The sequence below is a fragment of the Microbacterium sp. NPDC055910 genome, from assembly GCF_042271185.1.
Taxonomy (GTDB): domain Bacteria; phylum Actinomycetota; class Actinomycetes; order Actinomycetales; family Microbacteriaceae; genus Microbacterium.
Map to the genome: position 1 here is coordinate 24,611 of NZ_JBHJZS010000028.1, position 15,998 is coordinate 40,608.

At 68.7% G+C, this 15,998-nt stretch carries 15 protein-coding genes and 1 tRNA gene; 7 read left to right on the forward strand and 9 right to left on the reverse strand.

What is annotated here, in order from left to right; translation table 11 throughout:
- The first annotated feature begins 204 nt into the window (after nucleotides 1–204).
- Nucleotides 205–1,347 (forward strand): DUF1611 domain-containing protein, encoded by a 1,143-nt coding sequence (locus tag ACFC3F_RS11680; protein ID WP_376129637.1) that lies wholly within the window; start codon nucleotides 205–207, stop codon nucleotides 1,345–1,347.
- A 73-nt stretch (nucleotides 1,348–1,420) separates the two neighbouring features.
- Here ACFC3F_RS11680 and ACFC3F_RS11685 read toward each other — a convergent pair whose 3' ends face one another.
- From ACFC3F_RS11685 to ACFC3F_RS11700, 4 genes are all read right to left on the reverse strand, one after another.
- Complete coding sequence (locus ACFC3F_RS11685) at nucleotides 1,421–2,110, reverse strand: ABC transporter ATP-binding protein (RefSeq protein WP_376129640.1); 690 nt, start codon at nucleotides 2,108–2,110, stop codon at nucleotides 1,421–1,423.
- The gene (locus ACFC3F_RS11690) at nucleotides 2,107–3,249 is read right to left on the reverse strand and encodes an ABC transporter permease (protein ID WP_376129643.1); all 1,143 of its coding nucleotides are present in this window, start codon (nucleotides 3,247–3,249) and stop codon (nucleotides 2,107–2,109) included. Before ACFC3F_RS11690 ends, ACFC3F_RS11685 begins: the two co-directional genes overlap by 4 nt.
- 132 nt (nucleotides 3,250–3,381) lie before the next feature.
- On the reverse strand, nucleotides 3,382–3,957 hold the full coding sequence (locus ACFC3F_RS11695; protein ID WP_376129645.1) for a TetR/AcrR family transcriptional regulator: 576 nt from the start codon (nucleotides 3,955–3,957) through the stop codon (nucleotides 3,382–3,384).
- 72 nt (nucleotides 3,958–4,029) lie between these two features.
- Nucleotides 4,030–4,383: a hypothetical protein gene (locus ACFC3F_RS11700; protein WP_376129648.1), complete on the reverse strand. Its 354-nt coding sequence runs from the start codon at nucleotides 4,381–4,383 to the stop codon at nucleotides 4,030–4,032.
- A gap of 205 nt (nucleotides 4,384–4,588) precedes the next feature.
- Between ACFC3F_RS11700 and ACFC3F_RS11705 the strand changes: the two genes are divergently transcribed.
- The gene (locus tag ACFC3F_RS11705) at nucleotides 4,589–5,800 is read left to right on the forward strand and encodes a Fic family protein (protein WP_376129651.1); all 1,212 of its coding nucleotides are present in this window, start codon (nucleotides 4,589–4,591) and stop codon (nucleotides 5,798–5,800) included.
- A 237-nt stretch (nucleotides 5,801–6,037) separates the two neighbouring features.
- Here the strand turns inward: ACFC3F_RS11705 and ACFC3F_RS11710 are convergent.
- Nucleotides 6,038–6,127: transfer RNA gene (locus ACFC3F_RS11710), tRNA-Ser, on the reverse strand.
- Between the two features lie 80 nt (nucleotides 6,128–6,207).
- Here ACFC3F_RS11710 and ACFC3F_RS11715 point away from each other — a divergent pair.
- Nucleotides 6,208–7,578 carry an MFS transporter gene (locus tag ACFC3F_RS11715; RefSeq protein ID WP_376129653.1) on the forward strand — a complete coding sequence of 457 codons (1,371 nt, stop codon included), beginning with the start codon at nucleotides 6,208–6,210 and terminating at the stop codon, nucleotides 7,576–7,578.
- An 88-nt stretch (nucleotides 7,579–7,666) separates the two neighbouring features.
- Nucleotides 7,667–8,620: an L-lactate dehydrogenase gene (locus tag ACFC3F_RS11720; RefSeq protein WP_376129656.1), complete on the forward strand. Its 954-nt coding sequence runs from the start codon at nucleotides 7,667–7,669 to the stop codon at nucleotides 8,618–8,620.
- Here the strand turns inward: ACFC3F_RS11720 and ACFC3F_RS11725 are convergent.
- On the reverse strand, nucleotides 8,617–9,120 hold the full coding sequence (locus ACFC3F_RS11725; protein WP_376129659.1) for an SRPBCC domain-containing protein: 504 nt from the start codon (nucleotides 9,118–9,120) through the stop codon (nucleotides 8,617–8,619). The two genes, ACFC3F_RS11720 and ACFC3F_RS11725, sit on opposite strands and share 4 nt — an antisense overlap.
- Nucleotides 9,121–9,190: 70 nt before the next feature.
- On the opposite strand from ACFC3F_RS11725, the gene radA reads away from it, so the two are divergent.
- Nucleotides 9,191–10,558: a DNA repair protein RadA gene (gene radA / locus ACFC3F_RS11730; RefSeq protein WP_376129662.1), complete on the forward strand. Its 1,368-nt coding sequence runs from the start codon at nucleotides 9,191–9,193 to the stop codon at nucleotides 10,556–10,558.
- Here the strand turns inward: radA and ACFC3F_RS11735 are convergent.
- From ACFC3F_RS11735 to ACFC3F_RS11745, 3 genes are all read right to left on the reverse strand, one after another.
- Nucleotides 10,555–10,965 carry a dehydrogenase gene (locus tag ACFC3F_RS11735; protein ID WP_376129665.1) on the reverse strand — a complete coding sequence of 137 codons (411 nt, stop codon included), beginning with the start codon at nucleotides 10,963–10,965 and terminating at the stop codon, nucleotides 10,555–10,557. The two genes, radA and ACFC3F_RS11735, sit on opposite strands and share 4 nt — an antisense overlap.
- A gap of 272 nt (nucleotides 10,966–11,237) precedes the next feature.
- Nucleotides 11,238–11,927 carry a hypothetical protein gene (locus ACFC3F_RS11740; protein WP_376129668.1) on the reverse strand — a complete coding sequence of 230 codons (690 nt, stop codon included), beginning with the start codon at nucleotides 11,925–11,927 and terminating at the stop codon, nucleotides 11,238–11,240.
- A gap of 51 nt (nucleotides 11,928–11,978) precedes the next feature.
- Entirely contained in the window at nucleotides 11,979–12,482 is a 504-nt protein-coding gene (locus ACFC3F_RS11745) for an amino-acid N-acetyltransferase (RefSeq protein WP_376129671.1), read from the reverse strand.
- Nucleotides 12,483–12,680: 198 nt separating this feature from the next.
- Between ACFC3F_RS11745 and ACFC3F_RS11750 the strand changes: the two genes are divergently transcribed.
- Entirely contained in the window at nucleotides 12,681–13,712 is a 1,032-nt protein-coding gene (locus tag ACFC3F_RS11750) for a hypothetical protein (protein WP_376129674.1), read from the forward strand.
- Nucleotides 13,713–13,824: 112 nt separating this feature from the next.
- Complete coding sequence (locus ACFC3F_RS11755) at nucleotides 13,825–15,822, forward strand: metallophosphoesterase (protein ID WP_376129677.1); 1,998 nt, start codon at nucleotides 13,825–13,827, stop codon at nucleotides 15,820–15,822.
- The last annotated feature ends 176 nt before the right edge of the window (nucleotides 15,823–15,998 follow it).

Below are 15,998 nucleotides of genomic sequence, written 5' to 3' on the forward strand. Positions count from 1 at the left end.
GCGTCCGGGCGGCAGACACGTGCGCGGCGGCCGCGTTACCACTGTCGTGACGATTCACAGCGGGATGCCGCGCCCGGCCGGCAGCACGAGCGTATGGTGGGGGTTCCGGCAGACGTCGGATCAGGGAAGACTTCTCGTTGACCGTTGGGCCTCTCGGCCCGGCCACGATTCCGTCGCCTCCTCTGAGTGACTCAGAGGAATGACATGCTCCTGACCGATCCCGATTCCAGCCCGGTGCCGCTCGGCACGACCGCCATCGTCTATTGCGAAGGGCAGTTCGGCGAACAGGACGGCAAGACCGCGAACGGGCTGGTTCGCCATTCCGAGAAGTACGAGATCCTCAGCGTCGTCGACAGCACCCGGGCAGGAGCCGACGCCGGCGCACTGCTCGACGGCGACCCGAACGGCATCCCCGTGCTGGCGAGCCTCGAGGAAGCCATCGCCCACGCCGGCCGCGTGCCCGATTACCTCATCTGCGGCGTTGCGCCCGCCGACGGCCTGCTCACAGCGGCCCAGCGCCTCGTGCTGCTCGACGGTGTCGCCCGGGGAATGCACATCATCAACGGCCTGCACGAATTCCTGAACGACGATCTCGAATTCGCGGCCGCCAGCCTCCGCGCCGACGTGACGATCACCGATGTGCGCCGCCCCAAGGCGAAGAGGGATCTTCACCAGTTCTCCGGCCGGATCTTCGATGTGACCTGCCCTCGAATCGCCGTCCTCGGCACGGACGGGGCCATCGGAAAACGCACGACGGCGACGCTCCTGGTCCAGTCCCTCAATGCGCGAGGGATCAAGGCTGTCCTCGTCGGCACCGGCCAGACGAGTCTCATCCAAGGCGGCAAGTACGGCGTCGCCCTCGATGCCCTGGTCCCGCAGTTCTGCTCAGGCGAGGTGGAGAACCAGGTCGTCGCAGCATACGAAGGCGAGAACCCCGACATCATCGTCGTGGAAGGGCAGGGTGCGCTCAGCCACCCCGCCTACTTGACCTCTGCCTACATCCTGCGCGGAAGCCGGCCGTCCGCGGTCATCGTGCAGCACGCTCCGGGCCGCGAGACGCTCGGGGACTTCCCGATGATCCCGATGCCGACCGTCGCCAGCGAGATCGCGTTGATCGAGACGTTCGCCGACACCAAGGTCATCGGCGTCACGATCAACCACGAGCACATGAGTGACGATCAGGTCGGTGAGGTCATCGTCGATTACGAGCTCGCCCTCGGCCTGCCCACGACCGATCCGCTCACTCGTCCGCTCGACCGGCTCGTGGACATGGTCCTGCTCGCGTTCCCGACGCTGGCGGCACCGTGTGCCTCAGCGGCGGCTTCGCGAGCTGCCGCTGATCGCTGACGCCTCGTATCCGCGAGTCCGGTCGCGCGAGTCGACCCGTCGGCATCGGCGCCCGAGGCTTCATCGCGGAAGGTCAGTGGGCGAGGACTGGCGCTCCGAGGCGTCCGTCGACCATCTCCAGGATGCGATCGCAATGCTCGAGCACGTCACGGTCGTGCGTGACCATGACGACGGCGACGTCGGAGTCGTGTGCGCGGTCGGCGAGGAGTTGGACGACTTCGTGGCTGCGCCGACGGTCCAGTGCGGCCGTCGGTTCGTCGACGAGAAGCAACGTCGGGTCGTTGACGAGCGCGCGCGCGATACCGACCCGCTGGCGCTCGCCTCCAGACAGCTCCCCCGGACGGTGCCCGGCCCGGTGCGCCATACCGACGGAGTCCAGCAGTGCGTGAGCCTCGACGTGGCGGTTGCCCGCGAGCTTCCCGGCCAGCCGGAGCTGATCGGTGGCGGTGAGCGAGGGCAGGAGGTTGCCCGACTGGAACACGAAGCCGATGTTGCGCAACCGGAAGCGTGCGGCCGCGCGCTTGGACATCGTTGCAAGGTCGGTGCCGTGCACCTCGACGGTGCCGCTGTCGGGGCTGGCAAGGGCACCGGCGATCGCGAGCAGGGAGGACTTGCCTGAGCCGGACGGGCCGACGATGGCGACCAGTTCGCCGGGCATCGCGGCGAGCGAGACGTCGTCGAGCGCGCGGACGCGGGAGTCTCCGTCTCCGAGTTCGAGGACGGCGTTGCTGATCTTCAGGGCGGGGGTGGTTGCAGAGCTCATCGTTGTCCTCCCAGGGCACGAAGCGGGTCGACGCGGGCAATACGGAGAACGGCGATGGCGGCGCCGATCAGGCCGAGCGCGATCGTCGTCGCCGAAGCGATCGCGATCGGAACCAGTTCGAGGTCGAAGGGCATCGCCGCGGGCATCGCAGCCCCCAGCCCGATCCCGGCTGCGACGCCGAGCGCGGTGAACCCGAAGAGCAGAATCGCGGCCTGCGCGAGGCTGTCGCGCAGCAGATAGTTGCTCGAGGCGCCCACGGCGCGGAGCACGGCGATGTCGTGCGAGCGCTGGATCGTCCACACCGTGAAGAAGGCGCCGACCACCAATGCGCAGATCGCGTAGAGGAAGACCTGGATCATGCTCAGCGTGAGGGTCTCTGCCTCGTATCCGGGCGACGCGTTGAACGATTCGGTGAGGGTCATCGTCGTTGTGCCGGCGTCGGCGTCGACGAGTTCGCAGTCCGGCTTCGCGCCGTCTTCGGCGAGGAGGGCCACGACGCTCGCGTACGGGAAGTCCATCGCGTCCACCTGCGCGGCGGTGGGTTCACCGGGCTGGGCCTGACCTGCAGCCATGAGCCGCCAGGTGTCCAGCGGCAGGTACGCGACGTCGACGTGTCCGAACGTGGCCTGCCCTTCGGTGAATCCGACGACGGTGAGTTCGATATCGAGCCGGTCCAGGGTGACCACCGTCCCGAGTTCGATTCCCTCATCGCGCAGCGGTTCGGATACGACGATCCCGCCGAGAGATCCCAAACCCTCCCCGGTGGAGACCGCAGGCGCGAGGAACCCGCCGGGCTCCACGCCGAACAGCGTGAGGTCGATCTGCGTGCCGTCATCGGTCACACCGTTGACGATGTTCACGCCCATCGGCTCAGCCTCGGCGATGCCGTCGGCCTCCTGCCACACGGCGAGCTGTTCGTCGTCCACCACGGAGCGGCTGAAGGCGTTGTCCTTCATCGTGCCCTCGTCGAATGCGAAGGCGCTGGCCGGCATGGCCTTGAGGCCGGAGACGCCGTCGTTGACGAGGCCCGACGACAGGCCCGAGAGCAGAACGACGAGCACCGAAATCAGGGCGATCACAACGCCCATCAACGTAAATCGTCCGCGGGCAAAGCGCAGTTCGCGCAACGCAAGAAACATGGGGGACTCTCCAAGAGCGGATCTTGCCGACAGTGTGTCGACAACATTCCGACACTATGTCGCGAATCGGCGATCGCCAAATTGACCACGACGACGCGAAGAGGCACCGTCGCGCCGGCATTGGGGGTCGGTTCAGTCGGTCAGACCGCGCGTGAGAAGGCGGAAAGCATCGTCCGCGACGGTCCGATGATCCACACCGTGGGTAACCAACTGCACACCGGCACTGAGGACGCCCTGCACGAGCATGATGGCGGATCTCGACGCTGACATCCCCAAGTCCGAGAGAACTCGAATGAGCGGCCTCAGGAGCGCGTCATGCAAGGTCATCAGATCCTCGCGGCGACTAGGGCTCAGATTCGCGTCACGGAGCGCATCCGCGATCGCGTGCTTGCCCGCCGCGGTCATCGACATCGTCGCGTCGATGAATCGGCGCAGTTCTTCCAGGCCCGGCTCGGCCCCGGACAACTCTTCGTCGATCTCGGCATCCCACCGTTCGATCGCATCGATGGCGATCGCGACGAGCAGGTCATCCTTGGTCGCGAAGTAGTCGTAGAAGCTCGACCGCGCCATCCCCGCATGCTCACCGACGCTGCGTGGCGTGACGGCCGCGAGCCCCGACTCGAGCAACACCGCTTCGCCCGCACGGATAAGCGCCGCGCGCTGATTCGCGCGGTGCTCGGCCACTGTGGGCGCGGAGATCTTCGGCATCTCGCAATTATGGTCGGCGCTCGCGCACCGGTCGAGTCCTCGGCACGCTGCCCCCACTCGGGCGGCGCGGGCCTACCGCCATACGGTAGCCAGGAGAACGTTGACCACGGTCAAGCCTCCGATCACCGGGAGCACCCATGACGCGACGGTCTCACGCTTGCGGTTGATGAGAGCGATCACGATGATCGCGACGAGGACGGCGAGCTTCACGGAGATCTTGGCGTTGTTCACGTCGTTGCCCAGCGGATACTGCAGCCCCACGAGCAGCACTCCGGTGATCAGCATCGTCCACGCGCCGTGCATCATCGCGGGAAGCACGCGGGCTTTGCCCTTGCGCATCGCAGCGGTCTGATAGAGGACTCCTCCCAGCAGCGCCACGACGCCGATGATGTGCAGAGCGAGGATGACGTTCTTGAGAATCTCCATGACTCCACCTTACCGACATGCTGTCGGCTTAATTGCACAGCCCCCTCACCGACGTCACCCCACAGGCTGGCCGTCGACCGCCGCGCTCGCGGTGTCGCGCCGCACACGATCTAGACCTTGACCACACCCCGCGCCCACGATTCCGTCTCGGTTAATTCGCATCCATTGATGACGGATGCGAGTTAGGGACGCTAAAATCGCAGATATGAGCAAGTCGACCACCCGGTGGCCGACGCACGGCGTCGAGACGCTGCCGTGGCGCCAGCAGGTGCGCGGTGGCACTCGCGAGGACCGGATGACGCGCGCCGTCGACGCCACCATCCCACCCTTCATCGCCGAGCTCGACTACGTCCCGCAGCTCGAGGAGATGATCGCCTCCGAGAAAGCTCTGCTCGCTGTCGCTCAGGCCGACACCGATGCCGAGGGACACTCGGCCGCGCTCAGTCGCTTCATGGTCCGATCCGAGTCGGCCGCTTCCTCCAAGATCGAGCGCATCAACGCGACCGCCCGCGACTACGCGAAAGCGATCGCTGGAAACAAGGGCAACTCGTCGGCCACCAGCATGGTCGCCGCCTCCCACTCCCTCCACGAGCTGATCACCACGGTCGGAGATGCTCGCCGCTTCGAGCTCGAGTTTCTCACCAGCGCGCATCGCGCACTCATGGCCGACGACCCCGAGGAAGCCGACTACGCCGGGCGCTTCCGCGACATGCAGAACTGGATCGGTGGCAGCGACCACTCGCCGCGCGGCGCCCTGCACGTCCCGCCCGCACCCGAGCGCGTGCACGCACTGATGGACGACCTCGTCGCCTACCTCAACCGCGACGACGTGCCCGCACTCGTCCAGGCCGCTATCGGTCACGCCCAGTTCGAGTCCATCCACGCTTTCACAGATGGCAACGGTCGCATCGGCCGTGCGCTCGTCTCTGCCGCGCTCCGACGTCGCGGTGCCACCAAGAATGCGGTCGTCCCCCTCGCCAGTGGGCTCCTTGCCCGCCGCGACGACTACTTCGCCGCGCTCGGCTCGTACCGCCTCGGCGACCCGGCCCCGCTCATCCTCCTGTTCGCCTTGTCAGCCCGCGTCGCTGCCACCGCCTCCCGCGAGACCATCGCACGCCTCACGGCCATGCCCGGCGAGTGGCGTGCGGACCTGAAGCCCCGCGCCGGCTCGGCAGCCGGGATCCTCATCGACGCGTTCTATGACCACCCGGTCATGTCCGTGCATGAAATCGACGCCGCCACCGCAGGCACCACCATCAGCCAGGCGTACCGCGTCATCGACCGGCTCGTTGAAGCCGGCTTCCTCGAAGAAATCACCGGTCGCAAGAAGGACCGCGTCTGGGCGGCATCCGAAGTGCTCGCCGAACTCGACGACCTCGACCGCCGCATCCAGGACGCCATGAAGGCCGAGCAATAGCCCGCCTCCCGATCTCCTCGTCCCTTCCGCCACCGCCAGGCCACAACACGGCTCATCCGTCACAGATAGACGAGAAGTGTCACCACCTAGGAGCCCAACAGTGTCACCGATGTCCTGAGTCATCACATCGCCTGATTCTCTTTCGGATGTGGGCAGGATGTGGGCACGGACCACCTTTGGGGCAAAGTGAAAGCCCCGCGATCCCAGTGTTTACAAGGGATCGCGGGGCTTCGACAATGGCGGTGACGGTGGGATTTGAACCCACGGTAGGGGTGAACCTACACAACATTTCGAGTGTTGCACCTTCGGCCGCTCGGACACGTCACCGCGGAAGAGTTTACGGCACGCCGACGGATGCCGCGAATCGAACTTCACCGGTTGTCCGGCCCCCGGCGTACCGTGTGTTCATGGCGACCACCCCGGGCGTGAACGAGCGACTCGTGCTCGCCATCGCCGTCCTGGCATCCTTCGTCGCCTTCCTCGATGGCACGGTCGTGAACGTCGCGCTCCCGGCGATCGAAGATGAACTCGGAGGCGGGCTCACGACGCAGCAGTGGGTCGTCGACTCCTACCTGATCACGCTCGGCGCACTGATCCTCGTCGCAGGGTCGGTGAGCGATGCGTTCGGCCGCATGCTCGTGCTGCGGATCGGCCTGATCGGGTTCGGGCTCGCATCGCTGGCGATCGCCGCGGCTCCGACGGCCGAGTTCCTCATCGTCTCGCGCGCTGTGCAGGGCGCCGCCGGCGCGTTTCTCGTGCCCAGCTCCCTCGCGCTCATCACCTCGACGTTCCACGGGGCAGCGCAGGCTCGCGCGATCGGCACCTGGACGGCGCTCACCACCGGCGCGATGGTGCTCGGACCGGTCATCGGCGGCGTCTTCGTCGACCTGCTCTCGTGGCGCCTGGCGTTCCTCATCAACGTCGTGCCGATCGGCGTGACGTTGTGGCTCATGGTGCGCGCCGACGTGCGCGACACACGACGAACGGATGCCGCGATCGACTGGCTGGGCGCCGTGCTCTGCACGCTGGGGCTCGGTGCGATGGTGTTCGCGCTCATCGAAGAGCCCCGGTTCGGGTGGAACTCCCCCGCTGTCTGGGCTCCCTTCGTGATCGGCGCCGTCCTGTTCGCGGGGTTCCTCATCCGTCAGCGCACCGCGACCGCTCCGATCCTGCCGCTCGATCTCTTCCGCGTGCGCAATTTCTGGACCGGCAACCTCGCAACGCTGTTCATCTATGGGGCACTCGCACTCAACGGCTTCGTCGTCGCGGTCTACCTGCAGCAGGGCGCCGGACTGTCCGCGACCCTGGCGGGGCTGGCCAGCCTGCCCATCACGGTGCTCATGATCCTGCTCAGCTCCCGCGTCGGCGACCTCGCCGGGCGGTGGGGGCCGCGCCTGTTCATGACGGTCGGCCCGTTGCTCATGGGCGCGGGTTCGCTCCTTCTTCTCACCGTCGCCGAAGACTTCTCGTACTGGTGGCAGGTCCTGCCGAGCATGCTCGTCATGGGCCTCGGCCTGTCGATCACGGTCGCCCCGCTGACCTCGGCGATCCTGGGCGCGATCGACACCGAGCGCTCGGGCATCGCGTCGGCGGTCAACAACGCCGTCTCCCGCGTGGCAGGACTGCTCACGATCGCCCTCCTCGCCACGATCCTGGGCGGTGCTCTCGATCTGGGCGGGTTCCATCGCGCCGCCGTCGTCACCGCGGCGCTCATGATCGCCGGCGGTGTCGTCTCGTTCGCCGGCATCCGCAATCCATCGCGGCCCGAGAGCGCCTGAGCATGCAGCGCGGGTTCTGTGCCAACCTCGCGCTCCCCGACGCGTCAGGCCCTGGCCCGCGGCATCCACCGCCTGCCACACTGGCCGCATGGCAGTCATCGAGAATTCGAAAGTCACCATCGTCGGGGCCGGAAGCGTCGGCTCGAGCGCCGCCTACGCCGCATTGATCCGGGGATCCGCGCGGCATGTCGCCCTGTACGACATCGCCACTGAGAAGGTCGAAGCCGAAGTGCTCGACCTCGCGCACGGCACCCAGTTCACGGGCACGAGCGACATCACGGGCGGCAGCGATCTGTCGGTCGTCGAGGGATCGCACGTCGTCGTCATCACGGCCGGCGCGAAGCAGCGGCCCGGCCAGACACGCATCGAGCTCGCGGGCGTGAACGCGGGGATCATCGCGTCGATGATGCCCGACCTGCTCAGCGTGGCCCCGAAGGCCGTCTATGTGCTCGTGACGAACCCCTGCGATGTGCTCACGGTGCTCGCGCAAGAGGCGACCGGGCTGCCGCCCGAGCGGATCTTCGCCTCAGGCACGGTGCTCGACACATCGCGGCTGCGTTGGAAGCTCGCCGAGCGCGCCGGGGTCTCGACCTCGAGCGTGCACGCGTCGATCGTCGGCGAGCACGGAGACACCGAGTTCCCGCTGTGGTCACGCGCCACGATCGGCACCGTGCCGATCCTGGATTGGGAGTCCGAGGGCCACCCGCGCATGACCAAGGACGAGCTCGACCAGATCGCGATCGATGTGCGTGACGCCGCCTACAAGGTCATCCAGGGAAAGGGCGCGACGAACTACGCGATCGGGCTGACGAGCGCGCGGATCGTCGAAGCGATCCTCAACGACGAGCGCGCGGTCATGCCGGTATCGCCCGTGCTCCACGATTTCCACGGCGTATCCGACGTCGCGCTGTCGGTGCCGTCCATCGTCAGCGCCCGCGGTGCCGTGCCGATCCGCGAGACGCGATTCGACGAGCACGAGCTCGAGCTCTTCCACCGTTCGGCCAAAGCGCTGCGCGAGGTCGCGGACTCGCTGCGCTCCTAGCCGCCCGCCGCGGCACCGCCCTCCGCTGTGCGTGAACCGTCCTTCCCCGCCGCCACGACGAGCCGCCCGAGATTCTCGAGCGACGACGCGAGACCGGCGGCGTGATCTTCCTCGGATACGCCCCGGGGCACATCGACGGCTTCGACCACGACGCGGGTTCCGCCGGGCACCGGCTCGAGCGTCCACCTCATGGTCATCGTGCCCGAATAGGCCTCATCGTCGGACGGAAAGTCCACCGCTTCGACGACCCTCTCTCCGGGCACGACCTCGACGCGCCTCACCTCGGTGACGTCTTCATCGGCGGATGCCTTGCCCCCGCCCGTCGGAGGCTCGCCATACGCCAGCCGCATCCGATATCCCGACATCGCGTCGAAGCGCTCGAGGTGGCCCGTCATCCCGGCCGGCGGCAGCCACGCGACCAACAGCGCCGGATCGACGAAGGCGCGGTAGACCGCATCGGGCGACGCGGCGACGAAACGGGAAGCACGATCCACTCGCATCCGCCCACATTAGAAGAGGGCTGCGACGCGCCGCCATGCCGATGTCGCACCCCCGACATAGCCTGGTCGCATGGCGACACGACGACCCGCGCAGACCGCGCCGTACCGGTGCACGGAGTGCGGGTGGACGACCGCGAAGTGGGCCGGCCGCTGCGGCGAGTGCCAGCAGTGGGGCACGGTCGTCGAGTCGTCCGAGCCGACAGGCATCCTGCGCGCCATGGTGCCGGTCTCCCCCGGCGCCGAGCGCACGGCCCGCCCGATCACGCACATCGATACGAGCGACGCCCCGCGCCGCACGACCGGTGTGGGCGAGTTCGACCGCGTGCTCGGCGGCGGGATCGTGCCCGGCGCGGCCATCCTGCTCTCGGGCGAGCCCGGTGTCGGCAAGTCGACGCTGCTGCTCGACGTCGCCGCCCAGTCCGCCCGCGCGGGTCATCGCGTGCTCTACGCGAGCGCCGAGGAATCGACGGCGCAGGTGCGCCTGCGCGCTGAACGCACGGGCGCATTGCACGACGAGCTGTACCTCGCGAGCGAGACGGATCTCGCGACGATCCTCGGGCACATCGACGCCGTCCAGCCATCCCTGCTCATCGTCGACTCCGTGCAGACGGTCTCGTCGGCCCTGTCCGACGGCATCGCGGGTCAGCCGTCACAGGTGCGAGAGGTGGCCGCCACGCTCATCCGCGTCGCGAAGGATCGCAGCATCCCGACCATCATCGTGGGCCACGTCACGAAAGACGGCACGATCGCGGGTCCCCGCGTTCTCGAGCATCTCGTCGACGTCGTGTGCCACTTCGAGGGCGACCGGCAGACGTCGCTGCGCTTCGTGCGCGCGTTGAAGAACCGGTTCGGGCCGACAGACGAGGTCGGATGCTTCGACATGACCGGCGCCGGCATCACCGAGGTCCCCGATCCCAGCGCCCTCTTCCTGGGGCATGGCACGCCCGAGCCGGGCACGTGCGTCGCGATCGCACTCGAGGGGCGGCGAGCGCTTCCCGTCGAGGTTCAGGCGTTGACGATCAAGGCGAGCGGCCCGAATCCGCGCCGCGTCGTCAACGGCGTCGACGGCGCCCGGGTCGCGATGGTGCTCGCGGTGCTCGAGAAGAAGATCGAGCTCGTCACGAGCAACAAAGACGTCTATGTCTCGACCGTCGGAGGCGTCCGCTTCACCGAGCCCGCGGCCGATCTCGCGATCGCCGTGGCCGTCGCGGGCGCCCTGCGCAACGAAGCCACCCCTCGAACGCTCGCCGCCGTCGGCGAGCTGAGCCTCGCGGGCGAAGTGCGGCCCGTGACCCAGGCGGCGCAGCGCCGGTCCGAAGCGGCCCGCCTCGGCTATACCGACGTCATCGACAATCGCTCCGGCACGCTCCGCGGCGCGCTCGGTGATGTGCGCCGGCGCATCCGGGGCGTGCCCGGAGACGACGAACCCAGGTTCTAGGCGTCCAGCGCGGCGATGAGATCGTCCGGCGACGCCTGCATGGGGTGCGGTCCCGCGATGTCGAAGAACACCGTCGTGATCGTGTTCACGTGCGTGCCCAGAAACGCTCGCAGCGCGCCGGGTGACTGCAGCGCGACAGCCGACGGCAGCGACGCGGGCTTGTGAAGCGCGTCGCTGAACAGCAGCAACGCGACATCGCCGGTGTTCGGATCGCGGTACGTCCACACCTCGCCTACGTCGAGCGGGTTGTCGCGGTTGCCCGGCTTCAGGAGGGGGACGACGGTGGGCCCATGCCGCAGGGCGAGAGCGACGGCTGCCATGTCCTGCGTCTGCAGCGCGTCAGCGAGCTGCGTGTTGCGGAACTCGGGCGGCTCGTTCTTCTTGCCGCGCTTCTTACCGGATGCCATGGCTCCAAGCCTACGCACGCCGCCGGTGCGGAAAAGTCTGGCCCCCTCTGGTCGGCCCTGGCCGGGGCCGACCCAGAGAGGGCCACGATGCTCTCCGAGACTGGCCGTCACGACAACTCGCTGGGGGACGAGACATTGCTGGGGACAACGTGCCGCAGCCAATACGGGAGCTGACTCAAGGATACCGGAGCGCGCAACAAGCGTCTGTCCCCATTTCGGGGGACAGACACAGATGAGGCGGGGGGTGGGCGGCGCGTCAACGCGACACGTGCTCAGTATAGAAGAAGCTGCTTGGACTGCGAAGAGGAGATCCCGCCGATCTCGACGGCGAGATGGTACGACGCGCCGCCGCCGGGCGCGACCTCGCGCTGCGCGTCGTCACACGTTCCGACGGCGGAGCGCGTCCGATCCCACACGATGGGGGCGGCGCTGGTCACGCTCTGACCGGCCGCGAGGAGCACGACCATGTCGCTCGGCTCGGACTGGCAGTCCGTCGACCGCCACCACACGTCGCTGCCGCTGCTGACGGTGAACACCTGGGTGCTCGTGCCGACGTTGAGCGCGCAGTCCACCTCGCCGGTGTTCGTGAGCCGGATCGACAGCTCGGGGTCCTGACCTGACCCGTACGAGTCCTGGTCGGCCAGCGCCTCGACCGTGATGTCGTCCTTGAGGCACGCCGGCGCCCCGGCGGGGGTTGTCGTTCCGGCAGACTCGGTCGCCGACGGCGTCGACTCGCCGGTCGCCTCCTGCGACGAGGCGTTCGGGATGGGCAGTTCGGTTGCGGCATCCGGTGCGTGCTGAGTCGCCGACGACTGCGCGGGCACCGTGGCGTTGCTGCGCCACGGCTGGGCGATGAGCAGCCACACGACCGCGGCGACGACGAGGAGTGCGAGCACCAGCACGAGCCGACGTCGTCGGTAGACCGCCGGGGAGTGTCGCCGGCGCGGAGGAGTGCCGCTCATGGATCCAGGGTAGGCACGACACCGCGACGTGCTCGCCGCGGCGCGCCCTTCTCAGAGATGCTTCAGCATGCGCGTGTTGCCGAGCGTGTTCGGCTTGACGTGCGCGAGGTCGAGGAATTCCGCGACGCCCTCGTCAGGGCTGCGCACGAGCTGCGAATACACGTCCGGTGCGACGACCTGCTCGCCGATCTGCGCGAAGCCGCGCCGGGTGAAGAACTCCACCTCGAACGTGAGGCAGAACAGCCGGGTGAGCCCCAGTTCGCGAGCGTTCTCTTCGAGCCGCTCCACGATGCGGCGTCCGACGCCGTGATGCAACCATTCGTCGGCCACGATCAGGGTACGCACCTCGCCGAGGTCCTCCCAGATGACATGGAGGGCGCCGCATCCGATCAGCTGGCCGGACGCATCCTCTGCGACGACGAACTGCTGCAGCGCCTCGTACAGCACGACGAGATCCTTGCCGAGCAGGATCCGGCGCTGCACATAGGGCTCGAGCATGTCCTGGATGCCGCGCACGTCGGCGGCGCGCGCGGCGCGCACGATGTACTCGGCCATGCCCTCAAGCCTAGGGCGCACCGCTGCGATACCCGTGCGGCGTGCAGGAAATGTGACGGATGCCGCCTCGCCGACGCGACACGCCGCTCGACACCGCCGTGCTCCCTGCGCATCGTCCGCGCCCGAAAACGGCTACCCGCACGTCGCCGGTTGTTCACCCCGGCGCCGTACCGTCGCGCGACACGATCAGGAGGCACGATGCGCGGGCGACAGGGCACGAAGAATCCAGCGGCACGGCTGGCGGCGGTGGTCGCGGTGGGCCTTCTGGCCGGATCAGCGGCCGCCGTCAGCGCCGCACCCGCCTCGAGCGACGCGGCCCTCGCCTGGGGCATCGCCCCCGCCTCGGCCGTCGGCGCCGACGGCCGAGTCTCGATCCGCGCGACCCTCGACCCGGGCGCGGTCGCCACCGAGCACGTCGAGCTGTCGAACCTCTCGGACGCGCCGCTCACGTTCGCCCTCGCGGGGGCCGACGGCACGATCACCCCCGAGGGCGACTTCGACGTGCTCGCCGACGGTGCGACCTCGACCCGGGCCGGGCTCTGGATCGACGTGCCCGCCGAGGTGACCGTGCCGCCGCGTTCGAACACCGTCGTCCCCGTGTCGATCACGGTGCCCGCCGATGCTCTGCCCGGCGACCACCCCGCCGGCATCGTCGCCACCCCCGCGCGGGATCTCGCGACAGCGGAGGGCGTCACCTTCGTCGCGCGCACGGGCGTGCGCCTGCACCTGCGTGTCGCGGGCGAGCTCGCCCCCGCCCTGACCCCGCGCGTCACGGCCCTCGACTACGAGCCGAGCTGGAACCCGCTCGCACCCGGGCAGCTGCGCATCACGTGGGAGGTCGCGAACACCGGCAACGTGCGCCTGGGCGGCGAGCCGACGCTCTCGGTGTCGGGCCTCGGGGGCCTGGTCTCCCAGGTCGAGGGCGAGCGCCTCGAGCAGTTCCGCGAGCTCCTTCCCGACGGCCTGCGCGCCGGCGTCACGACGGTCGACGCGTGGCCGCTGTTCGCGCTCGCCGCCGACACGGTCGTGACGCCCAGCGTCGTCGGCGACGACCTCGTCGAGACCGTCCTGCCCACGGGCATCGCGTCGGCGACCGTGATCGCGGTGCCCTGGGTGCACCTGGCGATCCTCGTCGCCGCGGGACTCGTCGTCGCGGTCATCATCGGTCGGGTCCGCGCTCGTCGCCCGGCACCCCCGTCGACGGATGCCGCGCCCCGGCCCGGCACCTGAGTCACCCCCCGTTCATCTCGGCGTCGACGCGGGGTCGCGGTCGCGACCGCGCCCGGTCACACGCGCTCGCAAGCATCGTGTGCGTAAGGTCCGCCCTCTACGAAAGAACACGATGAGCATCAGAACCCGCAAGAAATCGCTCGCTCTGTGCGCCGGCATCCTCACCGCCGCCGTCGTCGCGAGCCCCTTCGGAGCCGCAGCCGCCGTCGCAGCCGATGACACCGTCATCGGCGCACCGGAGCGTGTCATCCTCAACCCGACCGCCGACCCCGCGACGTCGCAGCTGGTGACGTGGCGCTCGGTGGATGTCGCCACCGACACTCCCGCCAAGGTCGAGGTCCGCGACGCCGCCGGCAACGTCACGACCGTGACCGCCGCCACCAAGAAGGTGCTGTACATCGGCGCTGACAACCAGGTCAAGACCGCCGCGGCCGACGCCGCGAAGACGGCCGTCACGTTCGCGGCCGAGCTCACGGGCCTCGAGCCGGGCGCGAGCTACGCGTACCGCGTCATCACGGGCGAGATCGCCGACGAGTGGAACACCTTCACGACGGCGTCCGCCGCCGCCGACCCGTACACCTTCACGTGGTACGCCGACGGTCAGAACGACCTGACGCAGTACTGGACCCCCATCGTCGATTTCACCTCGAACGCGTTCCCCAACTCGGCGCTCACGCTGCAGTCGGGCGACCTGATCAACTACTCGGTCGAGAACGAGTGGGACGAGTGGTTCGAGATCACCGACGGCGAACGCCAGAGCGAGAACTGGCTCGTCGCGCCCGGCAACCACGAGTACTCGCGTGACGCCGCGGCGTCGTACTGGGACGCCAGCTTCACCACGGCCCACAACGGCCCGACGGTCGACCCGGCGGCCGATGCGAGCACGCAGGCCTACCAGCAGCTCGCGGTGGACCACCTCAAGGACAAGGCGTACTACACCGACTACCAGGGCGTGCGCTTCATCCAGCTGAACTCGCAGCTCGTCGGCCAGTCGGCGGTCGAGGCGTCGCTCGGCGTCGACCTGCCGAACCTCGAGAGCGCCGCGTGGCAGCAGGTCTACCTGGGCGTCCAGTCGCAGTGGCTCGACCGCGTGCTCGAGGAGTCGACGGCGAACTGGGACGTCGTCTCGTTCCACCACCCGACCTTCTCGGTCTCGCAAGGCCGCAACCAGCCGCTCCAGCGGGCTGCATGGCTGCCCATCTTCCAGAAGCACAACGTCGACCTCGTGCTCTCGGGCCACGACCACACCTACGGTCGCGGCTACCTGAACGAGGACGCCGTCGAAGGCGCCACCGACGGTCCCGTCTTCGCCGTGTCGAACTCGGGCCCGAAGCACTACAACCTCGCGACCGACGAGACGAACGTGTGGCTCAACAACGGCGCGACGCAGGTGACGAAGTACCAGCACATCTCGCTCACGCAGGGCATCCGTGTGACCCCCACGACGCTCGAGTACGAGGCCGTGGTCGCCCAGACCGGTCGCGGCGCCAACCCGAACACCGACCTGCAGGTCGGCGACACCGGTGACGCGTTCACGATCGTCCGCCACGCCGACGGCTCGAAGAGCGTCACCGAGGGCATCCAGCGCCGCGTCGCGACGGGCCTCGGCGACAGCGGCGAGCCGGTCGGCGGCGACATGGTCGTCGAGGCCGAGATCCCGAGCCTCGGTGAAGGCGCGCTGAGCCTCAGCGTCGCGGACGAAAGCGACACGATCGCCCTCGGCGAGGCGGTCAACAACGGCGACCGCTGGTCGTTCGCCGCGGAGCTGCCCGTCGTGAGCGTGACGGACACGCGCACCGACGCTGCCGGCTGGAGCGTCACGGTGAACTTCGACGACCTCGTCGGACACCGCGGCACGATCGAGTCGTCGCACCTCGGCTGGTTCCCCCGTGTCCTCGACGCGGCGACCGCCCGCGCCGGTCAGCCCGTCAGCGGCAAGCTGTCGGGCGGCGAAGGCCTCGTCGGCGCGCAGCTGCTGGCCGGAGCCGACGACCACGCGCGCTGGGGCACGACGCGCCTCGGTGCCGACGTGACGCTCGAGGCGCCCATCGGAGCACAGCAGGGCACCTACCAGGGCGCCGTGCACGTCTCGCTCTTCCCGGTCGACTGACCAAGTCCGACCCACCCGGGGCCGGTCGTCTCCCCCGAGACGGCCGGCCTTCGGCGTCGGCACCGACGACGAAGAGCGGATGCCGCGTGCTGGAGCACCCGGCAAACGCTCTGTCGTGAGGGGGTCAGGACCCCATAGCGAGGTGGGGGGTGGCCCAGATATCGCCCCCCGAGGGG

Bases quoted from the DNA above. Each gene is read 5' to 3' on its own strand.
- ACFC3F_RS11705 (WP_376129651.1), top strand. From the start codon at position 4,589: ATGAGCAAGTCGACCACCCGGTGGCCGACGCACGGCGTCGAGACGCTG.
- ACFC3F_RS11700 (WP_376129648.1), bottom strand. From the start codon at position 4,383: ATGGAGATTCTCAAGAACGTCATCCTCGCTCTGCACATCATCGGCGTC.
- ACFC3F_RS11715 (WP_376129653.1), top strand. From the start codon at position 6,208: ATGGCGACCACCCCGGGCGTGAACGAGCGACTCGTGCTCGCCATCGCC.
- ACFC3F_RS11680 (WP_376129637.1), top strand. From the start codon at position 205: ATGCTCCTGACCGATCCCGATTCCAGCCCGGTGCCGCTCGGCACGACC.
- ACFC3F_RS11690 (WP_376129643.1), bottom strand. From the start codon at position 3,249: ATGTTTCTTGCGTTGCGCGAACTGCGCTTTGCCCGCGGACGATTTACG.
- ACFC3F_RS11725 (WP_376129659.1), bottom strand. From the start codon at position 9,120: ATGCGAGTGGATCGTGCTTCCCGTTTCGTCGCCGCGTCGCCCGATGCG.
- ACFC3F_RS11755 (WP_376129677.1), top strand. From the start codon at position 13,825: ATGAGCATCAGAACCCGCAAGAAATCGCTCGCTCTGTGCGCCGGCATC.
- radA (WP_376129662.1), top strand. From the start codon at position 9,191: ATGGCGACACGACGACCCGCGCAGACCGCGCCGTACCGGTGCACGGAG.
- ACFC3F_RS11720 (WP_376129656.1), top strand. From the start codon at position 7,667: ATGGCAGTCATCGAGAATTCGAAAGTCACCATCGTCGGGGCCGGAAGC.
- ACFC3F_RS11740 (WP_376129668.1), bottom strand. From the start codon at position 11,927: ATGAGCGGCACTCCTCCGCGCCGGCGACACTCCCCGGCGGTCTACCGA.
- ACFC3F_RS11735 (WP_376129665.1), bottom strand. From the start codon at position 10,965: ATGGCATCCGGTAAGAAGCGCGGCAAGAAGAACGAGCCGCCCGAGTTC.
- ACFC3F_RS11745 (WP_376129671.1), bottom strand. From the start codon at position 12,482: ATGGCCGAGTACATCGTGCGCGCCGCGCGCGCCGCCGACGTGCGCGGC.
- ACFC3F_RS11685 (WP_376129640.1), bottom strand. From the start codon at position 2,110: ATGAGCTCTGCAACCACCCCCGCCCTGAAGATCAGCAACGCCGTCCTC.
- ACFC3F_RS11750 (WP_376129674.1), top strand. From the start codon at position 12,681: ATGCGCGGGCGACAGGGCACGAAGAATCCAGCGGCACGGCTGGCGGCG.
- ACFC3F_RS11695 (WP_376129645.1), bottom strand. From the start codon at position 3,957: ATGCCGAAGATCTCCGCGCCCACAGTGGCCGAGCACCGCGCGAATCAG.